17 protein-coding genes are annotated in these 15506 nt (G+C 52.5%); 10 read left to right on the top strand and 7 right to left on the bottom strand.

What is annotated here, in order from left to right; all coding sequences use genetic code 11:
- Positions 1 to 25: 25 nt before the first annotated feature.
- Entirely contained in the window at positions 26 to 1735 is a 1710-nt protein-coding gene (gene fliF / locus LRR79_RS15700; RefSeq protein ID WP_231758113.1) for a flagellar basal-body MS-ring/collar protein FliF, read from the bottom strand.
- A gap of 237 nt (positions 1736 to 1972) precedes the next feature.
- Here fliF and fliE point away from each other — a divergent pair, with 237 nt between their 5' ends.
- Positions 1973 to 2323 carry a flagellar hook-basal body complex protein FliE gene (gene fliE / locus LRR79_RS15695; protein ID WP_231758112.1) on the top strand — a complete coding sequence of 117 codons (351 nt, stop codon included), beginning with the start codon at positions 1973 to 1975 and terminating at the stop codon, positions 2321 to 2323.
- A gap of 76 nt (positions 2324 to 2399) precedes the next feature.
- Here fliE and LRR79_RS15690 read toward each other — a convergent pair whose 3' ends face one another.
- On the bottom strand, positions 2400 to 3530 hold the full coding sequence (locus LRR79_RS15690; protein WP_231758111.1) for a FliC/FljB family flagellin: 1131 nt from the start codon (positions 3528 to 3530) through the stop codon (positions 2400 to 2402).
- Positions 3531 to 3787: 257 nt separating this feature from the next.
- Here LRR79_RS15690 and fliD point away from each other — a divergent pair, with 257 nt between their 5' ends.
- From fliD to LRR79_RS15675, 3 genes are read left to right on the top strand one after another with little or no spacing between them, the layout of a single operon-like run.
- A complete protein-coding gene (fliD, locus tag LRR79_RS15685; RefSeq protein WP_231758110.1) occupies positions 3788 to 5143 on the top strand; it encodes a flagellar filament capping protein FliD in 1356 nt (451 codons plus the stop codon).
- Between the two features lie 21 nt (positions 5144 to 5164).
- Positions 5165 to 5584, top strand: coding sequence for a flagellar export chaperone FliS (fliS, locus tag LRR79_RS15680; protein WP_231758109.1), 420 nt, complete (start codon positions 5165 to 5167; stop codon positions 5582 to 5584).
- Complete coding sequence (locus tag LRR79_RS15675; protein WP_231758108.1) at positions 5574 to 5960, top strand: flagellar protein FliT; 387 nt, start codon at positions 5574 to 5576, stop codon at positions 5958 to 5960. The genes fliS and LRR79_RS15675 overlap by 11 nt, the downstream gene beginning before the upstream one ends.
- Positions 5961 to 5974: 14 nt before the next feature.
- Here LRR79_RS15675 and LRR79_RS15670 read toward each other — a convergent pair whose 3' ends face one another.
- Entirely contained in the window at positions 5975 to 6115 is a 141-nt protein-coding gene (locus LRR79_RS15670; RefSeq protein WP_231758107.1) for a hypothetical protein, read from the bottom strand.
- A 319-nt stretch (positions 6116 to 6434) separates the two neighbouring features.
- Between LRR79_RS15670 and fliK the strand changes: the two genes are divergently transcribed.
- The 6 genes from fliK (at position 6435) to LRR79_RS15645 (ending at position 9872) form a co-directional block, all read left to right on the top strand.
- The gene (fliK, locus tag LRR79_RS15665; protein ID WP_231758106.1) at positions 6435 to 6860 is read left to right on the top strand and encodes a flagellar hook-length control protein FliK; all 426 of its coding nucleotides are present in this window, start codon (positions 6435 to 6437) and stop codon (positions 6858 to 6860) included.
- Complete coding sequence (locus tag LRR79_RS15660) at positions 6857 to 7102, top strand: EscU/YscU/HrcU family type III secretion system export apparatus switch protein (RefSeq protein ID WP_231758105.1); 246 nt, start codon at positions 6857 to 6859, stop codon at positions 7100 to 7102. The genes fliK and LRR79_RS15660 overlap by 4 nt, the downstream gene beginning before the upstream one ends.
- Positions 7103 to 7618: 516 nt before the next feature.
- Positions 7619 to 7762 carry a flagellar transcriptional regulator FlhD gene (locus tag LRR79_RS17415; protein WP_407665217.1) on the top strand — a complete coding sequence of 48 codons (144 nt, stop codon included), beginning with the start codon at positions 7619 to 7621 and terminating at the stop codon, positions 7760 to 7762.
- Entirely contained in the window at positions 7716 to 7949 is a 234-nt protein-coding gene (locus LRR79_RS15655) for a flagellar transcriptional regulator FlhD (RefSeq protein ID WP_231758104.1), read from the top strand. Before LRR79_RS17415 ends, LRR79_RS15655 begins: the two co-directional genes overlap by 47 nt.
- A gap of 10 nt (positions 7950 to 7959) precedes the next feature.
- On the top strand, positions 7960 to 8526 hold the full coding sequence (gene flhC, locus LRR79_RS15650) for a flagellar transcriptional regulator FlhC (protein ID WP_231758103.1): 567 nt from the start codon (positions 7960 to 7962) through the stop codon (positions 8524 to 8526).
- Positions 8527 to 9173: 647 nt separating this feature from the next.
- A complete protein-coding gene (locus LRR79_RS15645; RefSeq protein ID WP_231758102.1) occupies positions 9174 to 9872 on the top strand; it encodes a fimbrial biogenesis chaperone in 699 nt (232 codons plus the stop codon).
- A 3-nt stretch (positions 9873 to 9875) separates the two neighbouring features.
- Here LRR79_RS15645 and LRR79_RS15640 read toward each other — a convergent pair whose 3' ends face one another.
- Genes LRR79_RS15640 through LRR79_RS15625 form a run of 4 tightly spaced genes read right to left on the bottom strand, consistent with a single transcriptional unit; the run spans position 9876 to position 15179 of the window.
- A complete protein-coding gene (locus LRR79_RS15640) occupies positions 9876 to 10979 on the bottom strand; it encodes a hypothetical protein (protein WP_231758101.1) in 1104 nt (367 codons plus the stop codon).
- A gap of 19 nt (positions 10980 to 10998) precedes the next feature.
- Entirely contained in the window at positions 10999 to 12069 is a 1071-nt protein-coding gene (locus tag LRR79_RS15635) for a spore coat U domain-containing protein (protein WP_231758100.1), read from the bottom strand.
- A gap of 1 nt (position 12070) precedes the next feature.
- A complete protein-coding gene (locus LRR79_RS15630) occupies positions 12071 to 14587 on the bottom strand; it encodes a TcfC E-set like domain-containing protein (RefSeq protein ID WP_231758099.1) in 2517 nt (838 codons plus the stop codon).
- A gap of 25 nt (positions 14588 to 14612) precedes the next feature.
- Positions 14613 to 15179, bottom strand: a complete 567-nt coding sequence (locus LRR79_RS15625) for a hypothetical protein (protein ID WP_043318841.1) — start codon at positions 15177 to 15179, stop codon at positions 14613 to 14615.
- Positions 15180 to 15506: the final 327 nt, after the last annotated feature.

Here is a 15506-nt window from a genome sequence, read left to right as displayed (position 1 = left end):
AACGGCGTTTTGCAAATGCGTGTTATTAGTCATCCCGGTGTATCCAGCTGCGTACAATCATTGCCACCATGGCGGGGTCATCCTTGGCCATCCCCTGCAGATCCATCAGGCTCTGCTCGTAGATGGAAGAGCGTCGTTTTCGGCGGGGCATAGGCTCAGGTATTTCTTCTTCCACTTCTGCAGGCAAGCCTGGATCCTGCTCCGGCTGTACAGCACGAGCTTGTGACGGTTGCTGTGATGGAATCGAAGCTGGCGTATTACGCAGCTGAAGGTGTCGGTTCACCAGCGGGCGCACTAGCCAGCGGAAAATAAAGAGCAGTGACACAGCGGCGAGCAGGTACCGTCCGAATGTGAGAATCAGCTGGCGCCAGAAGGGATCTTCATGCCATTGCGGTTCCGGCAGGGACTGTTGTTCAGCGACTGAAAAAAGGCTATTGACCACTTCCAGGCCGTCACCACGGGTTTCGGAGTAACCCATCGCCTGGCGAACCAGTTGTTCAATATGTTGCAAGTCTTCAGGGCTTAAGGGTTCTTGCGTTACTGTGCCATCGTCGCCGACAACCTGCTGATAATTTACAACAACCGCCGCGCTCAGCCGCTCAACTCGTCCCCTGTGGCGTTGGATATGAGTGATATCGCGGTCGAGTTCGTAGTTGATCAGATTTTCCTGGCGAACCCGGCTGTGCATCTGGTTTTGATCCTGCTCTTCCAATTGCGATTCGTCACTGGCGTTGATCGACGATGCGGCGGTACCGGGTGGCGTATTGGTCAGAGCGCCCGGAATGCCGCCCAAGTCCAGTGTGTCGCCATTGATATCGGAGTTGTACTGCTTGCTACGTACCGATGCGGGCTGGCCATCCTGATTGGGTGCATAGCGCTCGCTGGTTTCTTCACGACGATCAAAATCAATCTGAGCGGTGACCTGTGCACGTACGTTCTTGCTGCCTAACAGTGGTTCGAGTATGCGTTCAATACGCTGCTGATAACTCGCTTCCAGTGTGCGGACATAGTCGAGCTGGGTACCATCTAGGCTGGCTTCGTCGGTGCCGGGACGCGATAGTAGGCGACCGTTCTGATCAACAAGGGTGACATTATCGGCCATCAAGTCTGGAACACTGCTCGAAACCAGATGCACAATGGCACTGGCCTGGCCTTCACTGAGTACTCTCCCTGGTGCCAGAGTCAGAATAATCGATGCCTTTGCCGGCTCCCGCTCACGAATGAAAACTGAGGGCTTGGCCATCGAAAGGTGTACGCGCGCCCGAACCACTGGACCCAATGACTCTATGGAGCTTGCCAGTTCACCCTGCAGGCTGCGTTGAAAGTTCACCCGTTCTGCAAACTGGCTGATACCAAACGCCTGCCGATCCATGATCTCAAAACCCGCATTGCCACCACTGGGAAGGCCCTGCTCCGCCAATTGCAGCCGTAGACGGTATACCTGATCTTCTGGAACCATCAAAGTGCGGCCGCCCGCGTTGAACTCATAGGGAATCCCGCGGCTCTCCAGTTCACTGATAATCCGGCCCCCGTCTGCTTCGCTGATATTGCTGAACAACACCCGGTACTGCGGTGCCTGAGACCACAACAGGATTGCCGCCACCAGCGCAATCGCCGCTGATCCTCCTACCAGTAGCATCAGCAAGGGGTTTGCCAGCAACCGCGATGGCAGCTGGTTCAGGCTCTGTACCGCTGTAGTGGCGCCTTGTCCGGAACTCTGTCGATTGCTGCTCATGGTGACGAGGCCCCACACCGGGTCGGCGATTTTGTACGCATAGAAAAAGGCATTCCTGCGAGTTCATCCTTTTTGTTTGAGGCCGCCAAAGCAGGCGGGCCGGAACAGTGACCTGATTATCAATAGCTTTTGTGAGAGCAAAGGAAAGAAAAACCCGCTTTTTAGCCCCTAATTACGTGATTGGAGTTTCCACTGCCGCTGCTACCTTTGCGCGGTGAAAATAGAAGAGGTGTGATCATGGCCATATCGACCGTCCCTGTAGAAATGCAGGGCTTACTGAACCAGATGCGAGGGCTTACGAACGAAGTTTCGAGCGCTCGCGCTACCTTTGATCTTCCAATGACAGGCGGTGACCCCGTCGGGGGAGGCAGTTTTGGGACTGCTTTAAAAGACAGCCTTGAGCGGATCAACGCCTTGCAATCTGAAAGCACTGCCAAAGCGCGCGCATTCCAGGCGGGTGATCCGGATGTGGCATTGCACGAAGTGATGATAGCGGGGCAGAAGGCCAGTATCGGCTTTGAGCTCGGGGTTCAGGTGCGGAACCGGTTGCTGACCGCATACAAGGACATAATGAATATGCAGGTGTAAAACCCTGCTTTTTTTTAATTAAAAAAAGGCCCCTGAAAAGGGGCCGAGAGGATGGGCCACTAGCCCGGGGTAGGCTTTAGCCCAGCAGAGACAGCACGCTCTGGGGAAGCTGGTTGGCCTGAGACAAAACAGAAGTACCGGCCTGCTGCAGAATCTGCGCGCGGGTCATGTTGGAAACTTCGTCCGCGTAATCTGCGTCTTCGATACGGGAGCGCGCGGCGGACAGGTTGGTCTCGGTAGTGCTCAGGTTGTTGATCGCAGATTCAAAGCGGTTCTGGATGGCACCCAGGTCCGAGCGCAGTGCGTCTACGTCGCTAAGTGCGGTGTCCAGAGCTGCCAGCGGATTCGCGGTTGAGGTCAGCCCGGCTTCTGCATCGGTATCGTAAGCGTCTTTCGCAGTTGTCACTGCAGCCGCATCGGCGAAGTCTGTAATCTGACCGAAGGTTGCGGAAGTGGCATCGGTATCAATATCCGCTGCAGCGATTTTCGCCAGGGTGCCATCTGTATCTTCAATCGCGTACTGAGTAGTGCCGCCGGCGTCAGTATATGAGCGGAGCTTGAGTTCGGAAGCGTCGGTAGCTGCGAAGTTGGTTACATCAATACCGGAAAGGTCGATAGCCGCGGTGACTTCATTGCCATTAGCATCGGTACCGGACAGTTCCGTAATTTCGTCAGACAGTCCGGAAACAGTGAAGTTTTCCATTCCAAGAGTCTGCGCATTGATTTCTTTCAGATCAATACTGATCGATTCGCCATCATTGGCGCCAACCTGGATGGTGAAGCTGCGATCTTCGGAAAGAACCTTCACGCCATTGAAATTGGTCTCGGAGGATACTCGATCAATTTCAGACAGGCGTTGATTGATCTCATCTTGAATGGAATCCAGGTCACTCTGAGAGTTTGTGTCGTTCTGTGCCTGTACCGTCAACTCGCGGATGCGCTGCAGGTTGTCGTTCACCTGATTCAGGGCACCTTCCGCGGTCTGGGCAGCAGAGATGCCGTCGTTGGCATTGCGCTGAGCCTGAGACAGACCGGTGATCTGCGCACTCATGCGGTTGGCGATGGCCTGGCCGGCAGCATCGTCGGCAGCGCTGTTGATGCGTAGACCGGAAGACAGGCGCTCCATGGAGGTCTGGAGTGCGCTCTGGGATTTGCTCAGGTTTTGCTGGCCGATCATGGCCGTGATATTGGTGTTGATCACTGACATTGTTGTGTCCCTCTGTGTGTCACCGTTTGGAATTGAGACAACGGCGCTGGCCGTTACCTCATATTTCGGCCGCCTTTTCCGGGACTTTAATTTTTATGAAAGTTTCTGGCTTCCTGGGCTGGACACACCCATTGAGCGCACTAGAGGAGATGCGGCTAAAGTCTGACCCTGTCTGGCCGATGTAGTACTCAATGGCGATTATCAAACCGTAGATTGCCTGTGAGTGATTCTGAATCTTTTTATATAAGGAGGGCGTAATGGCCACCATTTCATCCCTGGGAATTGGTTCGGGACTGGATCTGAGTGGTCTTCTGGATCAGTTGGAGTCCGCGGAGCGCCAAAAATTGACCCCAATTTTGCAGCAGCAGAAAAGTTACGAGACCAAGATCTCCGCGTTTGGCCTATTGGAGAGCGCTCTGGAAAAAGTAAAGGATGCCGCCTCTGCGCTCAGTGAGCCGGAGAGCTTCTCCGGAGTCAAGACTAGTCAAAGCGGGGAAGGGGTGAGTATCAGTGCCAGCGAGGATACGCCGGTAGGTAGCTATGAGATTGAAGTTACCCAGCGGGCCAAGAGTTACAGTATCGCTACGATGGGTGTCGGCGAGCAGGATACTAACCTGGGGGCGGGCAATATCGATTTTACCCTTGGAGATGGTGCGCAGTTCACTGTATCTGTGAACGAATCGGACAGCTCACTCCAGGATATCCGGGATGCAATTAACGGTGCCGATACGGGTGTGGTTGCGTCCATCGTGAATGATGGCAGCGATCAACCATATCGACTGGTATTGACTTCTACACAGACAGGTACAGATGCCGCAATAGACTCGGTTGCATTTTCCTCGGGCGGCTTTGGCGATGTACTGACATTGGATGGAGCCACTGAGGTAGCGGCCCAGAATGCGCAACTAAATGTCAACGGTATCGCCATCCAGTCACAGAAAAATCGTGTAGAAGGCGCCATACAGGGAGTTACGCTGAACCTGGAGGAAACCGGTACCACAACGCTGGAAGTGTCCAGGGATACCGCCGGTATCGAAAAGAAGCTGTCAAATTTTGTCGATGCTTATAACAGCCTGCAAGGGGCACTATCGGATCTTACGTCATTTGATGGCGCAACGGGTGTTGGCGGTGTTCTGCAAGGTAACGCCACTGTCCGCGGTGTGGAATCGCAGATCAGGGAGCTGGTAGGTGGTTCGCTGCTTAGCGATACCTTTTCTTCACTAGCCGATATAGGCCTCACCCTTGAGGTCGACGGAACGCTTACGCTCGACGATGAAAAAGTCAGCGACCTCGTTGCCAATCAGCTTGGGGCGCTGTCGAGCCTTTTCGCTGGTGAATCTGAAGAGTCGGATGGATTTGCCGATCGGTTTGAGGCTGCACTCGGCGCCATGATGGAAGAAGGAGGGCTGATTGAGAACGCAACCAGCGGCCTTGAAACCAGTGTCGAAGCAATGGGGCAGCGGTATGACCGGATGGAGCAGCAGATTGACAGTACCATTGACCGCTACCGCACACAATTTAGCCAGCTAGACGGCCTGATCGCGCAAATGAATTCGACAAGTTCATACCTTACTCAGCAGTTTGATGCACTCGCTGCGCAGATGAAACAATAACAATACTGAGGAGTTATAAGATTGTACGCAAAACGAGCGAATAGCCGCGCACAGGGTGCGGCTAGCTATGCACGGGTCGGCCTGGAAAGTGACGTGCTATCAGCTAGCCCGCATCGGCTGATTGTACTGTTATTTCAAGGCGCAGACACCGCAATGGGCACGGCGATGGTTCACTTGAAAGATGGAAACTTCGCAGAAAAGGGCCAGGCCATTTCGAAAGCAATCGACATTATCAATAAGGGGCTTCTGGCAGCACTGGATTTTGAAACCGGCGGTGAATTGGCGCAGCGCCTAGCCTCACTGTACGAATATATTGCCGAAAAGCTACTAGTGGCAAATCTGAAAAATAGCGAAGAAGAACTCAGTGAAGCACGTCGTTTGCTCGGTGAAATTGCCTCAGCCTGGAATGCTATTGATCCGGGGAAGTCTAATGAAAAATAAGCGATCAGTGGGTGAGGTTGCGCTTAGTTCTCCCGCCGCTATTTTAGCCGGGTATACAGCGTTGCTTGCGCGCTCGTCGCGTATGCTCGCATATGTACATGCACGAGACTGGTTTAACCTGGTTGAAGAGCAGACCAGCTATGCCATTGAAGTGGAAACTCTTGCGAATGCGGAATCTGAGTTTGAATTAAACGCTCACGAGCGGAAACGGAAAATGGAGTTGCTGGAGCAGATCCTGGAGCAAGACCTTGAAATACGTCAGCGACTCGAGCAACGCCAGAATGAACTCCAAGAGTTGATTGGTACGAACACACGAAAGCGTGATCTGTCTAGAGCTTACGGCACACTGATACCATTTAGCTCCTCGCCTCAATGAGTGGAATCAACACGTTACTCGACACACTTCTGCACCAGGTGCTCGGAAAACGGGTTGAAACTGTCTCTCGTGAGCGACAAATACAGCCCGTAAAGCCGATTGACGCCGCACAGGGTGTCCAGGCGGTGCGTAGTGACGCTCGCATGAATCAGCATACGGTACCACCCTATACTCAGATCGCCCAGTTAAAGGCTGGAGAAAATTGGTCGGGTTTAGTTAGCGGTCACGACCCTGTGGACAATGTGCATCTGAGTCGCGTAGCGCAATACATTTCCGCTATGCGCGCGGAGCAAGCGGTAAGCGCCAGCATCGGTTTACCCAAAGGTGCAATCGCTACCAGTGGCGCAGAGGCATCTGAAGTGGCCTTGCTACTCAAAAAATAACATTGTCTTCAGCGGCCTTTTCTATGAGTCGCATTTGGCTGCCTGGCATCGCGGTCTTCGGGAGAAGTCTTTACTTCAACGGGAACCTCAAATGAGGCTTTGGCAGGATTCCCGTCGCACTGAAAGTGGAGGGAGTAAAGAGCTGCAAGCGTTGGTGGCGAAGCAGTTGGATGCACTGACGACAAACAAGCTCATTTGGCAGGGAGAGCTATGGCCTGGGATCGCTACAGAGATCGAGGTACGACCGCGACTAGAGGAGCAAATACCGCTTCCCCCCGGTGCAGCTACGGTGCCTGAACAGCCCACAGATTGGGATCTTAAAGTCTCCTTATCCATGGAGACGCTCGGGCCAGTAATCCTGCTATGCAAAGTGACTGGCTCATCGCTTCAACTGGAAGTGAGAGCCGCGAGCCAAACTGCGGCAGACCGAATTGCTGCTGCGGTGAATACCTTAAAGTCGAAATTTCAAACCACCGGATTTCAGCAAGTCAGGGTAAAAGTGGTGGTTGAAGAATGAGCGATCTGTATGGGGACGGTACGGACAATACTTCGCATACTGCCCAAGAAATTATCGCTGCGGCGGTTGAAGAGAACCTGTTTACCCATCGATCGCCGGAACTCGTCGCCTTGCTTTCTCAGTTGGATTGGGGAGAGAAAATCCCAGACGAGTTATACCAAGTGATCATTGACATTGTGGTATGGATATTGGAGGTCGATACGCAGCAACCCGGTAAATTGCCATCGCCCATGGGATATTGAGAATGAAAGTCAATTAAGTCTCTTTTTCGTAAATTTTCTACAAAAGTGGTATGCAGAAGGATTACAGTTGTGGTAATTTTTCTCATAAGTTGAACGGGCGCACAAGAAAAGTGTGACTCATGTAACGGTTTTGGTTTTGATTTTGCTATCTCAGGTTGTCCAGCGACCGAGATACGATTTCGAACCTGGAGCTCCAGGGGTTTGTGGAGCGTCGTCAAACATCCATTAACGGTTGGACGTTGAGGCGAAGTGGTGGCTAGTTGAGTGTGGCGCTTGTGCAAGTTTTCGGGGGAGTAGTTGCCTCGTACTGCACATGGTCAGACTTACACCAGGGAAGGTCAATACGATGTGTGTTTCGTATTGAGAGGACGGTTGAGCGGCACCTACACCTACTGGTAGTGGGCCGTTACATAATAGAAAGGAGTCAAATGCAAAGTACCCTTCGACTTTGGATGCATTAAGTGCTTGCCAGAAATTCTGGTTGCCAATAAAAAAGATTGAAGGAGTACGATAGCCATGCAGGATAGTGCAATCAACGAAATTCAAGAGATCAATCTTAGTTACCTGCTTCTCGCACAGCGCCTTTTGAAAGAAGACTTTGCTACAGCGCCTTTTGAAAGAAGACTTTGCTACAGCGCGTTTTCGCCTAAAGGTCGATGAAACACTTGCGACAAAAATCGTTTCTCTTACTGCCAAACAGCTTACCCAGCTGGCACGTTCAAACCAGTTTTTGTTTAGGCTCAATCTTGAAAACCCGATCCAGCTCGAGCAGCTTACCAGCAATAAGCGAGCGGAAAACCTGAGCCACATACATGCTGCACTTTTGATGTCTTCGAGTGTCAATTGAGTTGTATGTCATGACGGAAAAAAGCCTGCTCAATGAAATGCAGCAAGTTCAGCTTGCGATTGAGTTGATTGAATTGAATGCCCGCTTACAGGTGCTAGAGTCAGAAACCGACCTTAGTCGGGGACGCCTGATCCGCTTGTATAAAGAAGTGCGCGGAATGTCCCCACCCAAGGGAATGTTGCCGTTCTCAACCGATTGGTTTACCACCTGGATGCCTAACATCCACTCGTCGCTATTCTACGGAATCTATTTACGGTTGACGGAAGAGCAGGGGTGCGAGCGCATGGAGGGCTTCATCAAGGCGTATCGTCTGTATCTGGAGCTCGCAGACGATGAAAACGATGAACCAGTACTCGGCCTGACCAGAGCCTGGACCCTGATCCGCTTCTTCGAAAGTGGATTATTCGAGCTTTCATCTTGCACAAGCTGCAGTGGTCGGTTTGTGAATCATGCTCACACGCCGAGCCAGAATTTTGTTTGTGGTCTCTGTCAGCCGCCCTCTAGAGCGGGAAAGACTCGGAAAAAAAGTGCCGCACTCGCCAAACGCCAACAAGATGTTATAGAGCAATTGGTTTAATAGTTGTCTGAGAAGGCGTCATGTTCTTTATGACGCGAGACTTTTCGCTGATATTTCGTTTTTATCGCAAATCCGACTAAAGCTTCTATTTTCAGCGTCGATATTACTTTTAATAATGCAAATATCGACGTTGAGCTGCCTGCCATTTTCGATTGTTGAATAGATCCCTGTCTACACTGGATGTAGTGGGTTGACAAGTTGAATTGGCTTCGGCTGCTTGCAACGGGCTGGAGAACCGTGCTATGAGGTTTGTAAGGTGGCGAGTGTTGGCATTGCTGTCAGTGGTAGCAATACTGCAGGCGCATGGCCAGGCACAGACAACGGCTCAGGCGTCAGCGCAGATTACATTGCGGATTCCGATCAGGGCGACTTTTACAACCTCCACTTCCAGTAGTGGCGGCACACTGTGTTTGCACCATATGCCCTTCAACACATATCAACTCTTTGTTCGCGACCTGGATGCAGCAGCCGGCCCTGAAATGGTGGCGGTAAATATGCGCCAAAACTGCATGCCAGTGTCTGAATCCTCCGCGGGTAAAGTCATATTTATTGTGGCGGAATAAGCGCCGATAGTAGCTCTGATGTAGTTGTGGCGATAGAATATATAGATGCCACTTCCAGACCGAATAGAAAGCTGTTCAGAAGCTATGAAAAAGTTTGCATTTCTCCTGCTCCTCCTCATTGCCAACCCTGCATTGGCAGCAATGTCCCTGGACAAGATCATCGTCTATCTGAACGATCAACCGAACTCCCGAGATGATATTCTGGTTTCAAACCCCGACCAGGAGCCTCTTTACCTGCAAACCGAGATCTTTCGGGTCGATAACCCAGGTCAGCCCGATGAGCAGCGGGTGCGAATCACTGACCCCAAAGATTTCCGCCTGTTGGTAAACCCTGCAAAAGCGGTGTTGGCACCTGGAACAAGAAAGCGTTTTCGCTTGATGTCACTGGATAAAAATCTGGATCGGGAAAAGGTCTACCGGGTGACCTTCAAACCGGTGGTCGGTGATATCAAGAGTGACAAAATGGCGTTGAAAATACTGATTGCTTATCAAGCATTAGTATTTGTTCAGCCCAAAAATGGATCCTATGAGTTTGAGCTGTTACGTTCCGGGGAGCAATTGATTCTTACCAATACCGGTAATATCAACGCACAGGTTAGCGAGGTATTCTACTGCACAGACGATGAATCCTGTGAGCCGTTGGATGTTACTAACCGGGTATACCCTGATGAGAAAGTGACGATTAATTATGCGCAGCAAGGCCCGAACCCGGGTACCGCATTTTTGCGTTTCAATGCCGCTACGGGAGACGGCTCAACCACCGTCCAGCTTGCCATTCCTTGAAGGTCATTCCGCTTCGACGGTTAATGTCAGCGTGTCATGGTAGGATGTTGATTCCAATGACTGAAGGCGGTCAGATGGAATGCGCAGCTCCAATAGCATATTCTCATCGGCTCCGGCATTGCACGCTTTTTGCGGGTGCCCATGCCAGGTATTTCGTGTAAACACACCCTCATCAAGTCGCGCTCGTCTTCTGGGGCCAATTAGGGCCCAGGTTCTCAAGTCATACTCAATTGTCTGAGTGGAAGTTTGGCTTTTTAACGCGAAAGTTCCACTGCCGTATTGACTATCCGCTTTTATCCGAAATTCGGAGCCGTCAGAGGTGTAAACGCAGAAGCGTTGGCTCGCATCTATGTCTTCTCCGGTAGAGATCAATTGCATATCCTCGAGTCCGGTAATCTGGATTCGAGCGCTCGACGTTAGGCGAACGCCAAAGTCGAGCGGCGGGGAAAGGTTGGCTTTACCATTGGAGTCTGCTCCCCTACAGTCGCCGCCATTCCAGGTTCCCCGGCATTGGTATAGCGCGAAAGAAAAATTCCCCTCGTATTCACCGGGGGGGAAGGTTCCGGATTTGGGGGTTACGATAATCTTGACCGGAATCTGGGCGCCGTTGGCCGCACCGGAAAATTCCTGACTCTGATTGTTTGCCTGGAATCGGTATTCACTGCCGTCGGGCTCATGCCGGAATCGAATGTCAACCGGTATACTTCCCGCGGGCCCTGTAAGGACAAAGTCGCCATCGGCATTGGTATCGCCATAAAGCTCGACCGAAAAACCACGAGGCTCTTCACAATAGGCGGTGGTGTATTGATTGCCCTCCCACCAGGCCCAGCAACTGCGAATTGTAAAAGAATTTATAATTTCCTGGATATCGCCGCTCGCTTCACTGAGTGAATTCAAGCCACATATCCCAATTGCTTTGTCTCCCAGACGATCTGGAGCCACAACTTCTGAGCCGTTCGAGCAGGGATAGCTGTTATTGGAAGTGTAAGACTGTTGAGCGAGTACAGATTCGGAAAGGCCGGTTGCCGAGAGGATACTCGTGAACCCTGCTACCCGAATAAAACTCCCGGCCAGCCCTGACGTTTGGGAAAAGACTTGAGCAGTCAAGGGATGATGTATTCCCACACTATTCCAGTTCAACCACAAGTGTGAGCGTATCGGTATAAATACCCGCGCGAGCATCGCTGAGCTGGGTAGGGTGGATACGCACTTCCAAAGACATATTCATTCCATTTGCAGTGCAACCATCGACCAGTGCACCCTGCCACGGTCCGTAGGGCGTGTTGTAATCCAGTAGCGTGGCGTTTTGATCCTTAGGGCCTGCGAGCACTTCGTAGGGGATCGTATCGGCACCGTCGCTGAGTAAAAAGGCACTTTCTGCAGTGCCCTGCAAACTAAGGGCTCGAAGTGTAAATTCCGCATTGCGGGAATACACGCAGAACGCCTGGTCTGATGAAGTATAGTCGCTAAAATCTGCTGTAAGAGTGACGTCGGACAGGCCGCTGATCCGGATCTTGGGTTCTATAACGAGCCTCACCGTAAAGTCGATCGGGGCGAGCGTGCTTCCGCTGTCAAAGTAGTATTGCCCGGTATGTGAAGCCTGCTCGACGGTAAATTGAAAGGTCTTCTCGTAGATGCCGGGGCGAATCCGTGTGGGGTCTGGGATTTGCAACTGTAGTGCTGTAGGGGTCAATCGCACATTACCCGGTAAATGAGGGGCGGCTGCACTCCACTGATTGGGGGCCAGGTCAACGGCAGGGCTGCCGTCCAGGCTGAGGGTGAAATCTACCGGGAGTATTTCACCGGCAGAGTTCCGCAGTTGAAACTGGGTGGCAGCGTCGGGATCGATGACTTGCACTCGAAAGGCAACCGGCTCCCGGCAGCCCCACTGATATTGACTGTTGCTTTGGCGGCCGCAACTTCGAATACCCATTCCCGGGAACAGGTTCACGTAAGTGGCATCACCACTATATTCAATCTCTGAGGTTAGCCCTTCCAGGTTACACACACCCAGAAAGTGATCGTAATTGAATGCGTTTGGATAGAACAGGTAGTACCAGCTACCCCGCTGGTTAGTGGGCCCCTCAAGGCATGGCTGGCTATTGTAGGAGGTACCCGCGCTGCTAGCGCCTGACCACGATATGATCAGGAGCATAGTGAGCAGCGCGGTGATGCGGGCTGCCATGGCCTGTGCCATTCTATCGGACCACATTGGCTACCTCCGACAGACAATGGTTGCGGTCTAGCTCGATGTCACCCAGGTTTATCCAGTGTTCGTCGTGTTGTTGCTGAGTGATGGGAATTTCGCAATTGCCCCACTGAAGTGGAGGAGAGGTACGCGCGCTATTTGGCAGAACGAGTGGCATCTGGAAAAGGCCGTACTCATCGGTAACGGCGCTACGCTCCCCGAACGAAATTTTTACGCCGCCGGCCGGTTTTCCCTGTTTCAGCAATCGGCCAATAACAAGAACGACACTTTCAACCTCGTAGGAGGAGGCCGACACATTTCCTGGATATAGCGTGATTGCCTGTGTCTGTTCCGCAAAGTCGTAGAATCCATCGCCCAGAGGGCGTAACGTCAAGTCATACGTATTGAAAGCAGGCAGATTGATTGCCGAAATTTCATCTCCTCGGGCGTAGCCACGGCGTACGCCGTCTACAAGGATCTCGAAATCCTGCGCGGTGCTGCCGTCAATATCGATCAGAATCGCGCTCTCGAGTGCAGATTCCCCACCCCAGGCAAACGACTTGCCATCGGTCATGAGATTGGTGCTAAAAGTCCCGAGGTAATTGAGTGAGTTGGTATCACTCACGGCGTTGTTATTCCAATCGAACGTGGCGGTTGCCTGTCCGCGGTGCCCCGCAACACGGCTTACACTACGAAGATATTGTTGGCTTTCTGCCAACTCTGCCGAAAAGTTCTGGTCGACCACCATGGACCATTTGTCGCGGTCACTCCAGGAGCTATTGAATCCGGCGAATGGCGTTGTGCCGTCTTCGGTTTGCTCAACTCGAGAGCGAACGGTGTGGCTCCACTGATCGCCGTGCCGCCGAAACTCAATGGTGGCCCGGGTATATGGAACACCATCCGCATCACTGTGGGATAGGGTCAGGTCACCTCGCCAATAGCGGTTGCTGAAAATACTGCGACGGAATTCCAGTGTTTTCAGGCGGTTGGAACCAGTGAAATCGGACTCAAGGGTAAAATCGGTATCTTCCAATGGCACAGCGCGGCTGCGCTCGGTATAGCGTGCGCTCAGCTGGCCCCCAAGAATTGGTGCACTGAGATTTAGAGATCGATTGCTGAATCCGCTGTGCAGAAGGGTGTATTGGCCACCCGCCAAATTTGGCCCCTCATCCAATTTGGTCTCGCTCACTCCAATTGTGAATCGTGACGTTTGCAGAGTGCCATACAGCCGGTGGCCTGTACGGCCATCAGAGAAGATGACGCTTGGGGATAATTCGACATAGGGAAGTATCCAGCGGCCGCCAATTTCAACAGCGGAGTCACTATCTGTACCGGCCACATTGCCAAACATGCCGAAGTTGTCGGTCACGCGGCGCGCAGCACCTGCTTGCACGAAATAAGCGTCAAGCTGGTCGGGCAGGGTCTGAGTGGAAGAAACATGGGCAGGCTTGCCTGCTTGCAGACTCCATTGCCACTCATCGAGAGCGGGCAGTTGGGAGTCCTTTGCAAAGAATTCCTGATAGTTGTTGATGAGTCGACCGCTTTCATCATAAGTGCGGATTTCGATCTCGTAGGCACCATCAGGGAAGGTCGATGTATCGACCAACTGGTTGCCCGCCTCCAGCAGGGCGCTATGAATAAGGCGCCCATCTCGCAGCACCTCAATTCGGCCGCGGGTTGGCATGTTGATGTCCACCGCCGAACCCAGTCGGTACTCCCGGTCTACTCGGCTGTTATCACTGCTTCTATACTCGACGCCATACAGATAGGGGGCGCTCACAAAGGTGCCAAAACCGGAATATGGCTGGAGCAGGCCTATTGAATAGGCCTGGCCTCGGTAATCTTTGGTCCAGTGCATCCGGTAAATTTGCGTATTACCGGTGTCGTCAACAGTCCAGTTGCTGTGGAGGCCACTTTCCCCAAAGCTCACAATGGTCTGCCCATAAAGGGATGCCGTCTGGGCGCTGTTATCACCTTCAACGCCAGACCAGGTGCCGGTAAGGTTCTGGATTACCGAAAATTCAGACTTGGAGTCGGGTAAGTAGGGCGCTTCGATAGCATCCTGCTGTGGGAGCAGGGATGACGACATGAAAATGTCGATCCGGAATCGGGACTCGTCATAGATGATGCCAAGTTCGTCCGGTTGCAGAAAACCGCAGTTTTGCTGCTGGGTGGTATAGCAGACTTTGGATGAGTTTCGCGCCAGCGGGCCGGAAAGCAGTTCCAGCAGACGCTGCGGGTCCACGGTTTCGGGTAGAACCTCGGCGGTGTAAGCAGGGTCGCGGAAGGTCACTTCATTCAAGGTGACGGTAACGGGAACGCCGCCAAGGAGACGGCCCCCGAAATAAATATCGGCGACGAGTTCCTGCGCTTCAGTGAGATCTGAAAACCCGGGAGGGACACCTGTCTCCAGTACCAATGCCGTCGTTGCTGCGTATGACTCGAGCGCAGCCAACATTCCCAGGCACAGCGAAGACCGGGTGAAAACTCGGAAAAGCATCGGGGCGTACAAGCGCTCGGCAACCACCAGGTCGCCGAGAGCTCATCTCAAATCAGTCAGCGATGGATACGGTGACTGTCAGAGTGTCGGTGTAGTCACCAGACTCAGTGGTGGAACCCCACTGATCCGCAGGAACGCTAACGAACAGCTTGGCATTGTCGCCGCTGCAAGTAAGGTCGCCGGCTTTTGCGAAAGTGCCTGCAATGGCGCCGGTACCGTCTGCATCTACGGAGCTGGAAGCAGCAGCAGCGTCATTGGCGAAGCCAACTTCGTAGCTGATACGGTCGGAATTGTTGATCAGCTCAAACGGGGCCACTGCTTCCGCAGCTGGGGTTGGAGCAGTGGTGCCATTGGCGCTGGCGAAAGCAACATCGTACTGCGCGAAGCCAACACCACCTACGCAGAAAGGATCACTGCTGGCAATCGGTTGGCCCGCAATCGCGGAGCTGGCATCGAGAGGGATGTCGTCAAAGTTTTTGGCGACGATCGTAGATGCCACGCTCAATGTAATGTCGACGCTGCCAGAAGAAGCATCGCTGTCTTCTGTACCCTGGGTAGCGGCAAAGGTGTTAGCGCAGAAAAATGCGGCTGCGGAGATTGCAACAATACGCTTTTTCATTATGGGACTCCCTGAACTCTTAAGTGCGATAGTGTTGTCATTGTGGCTGGGCATTGTATTGGGTACGCCCTGGCGTCGACTACAGCAAATTGGCGGAAAATTCACCAATCTCGCCGACTGTGATGCGATCATACCAACTTTGTGAATTTAGTCACAGAAATTTTCTAAAGAAATTTTCACTTTGGTCGAGTGTGTTCTGCCGGTCAGCTTGTACAGGTATTGAGTGACCCGTGCCAAACGTCGATGCGTTGATCTTTCTCCAGCGATATAATCGCGCCCCGTAAAGTCTTTCTTCCTTTATATAGTTATTAGTCACTCGCCTAACAA

The sequence above is a fragment of the Microbulbifer elongatus genome (genome assembly GCF_021165935.1).
Classification (GTDB): domain Bacteria; phylum Pseudomonadota; class Gammaproteobacteria; order Pseudomonadales; family Cellvibrionaceae; genus Microbulbifer; species Microbulbifer elongatus.
The sequence above is the reverse complement of the archived record's forward strand: the minus strand, read 5'-3'. Positions and strand labels throughout refer to the sequence as shown.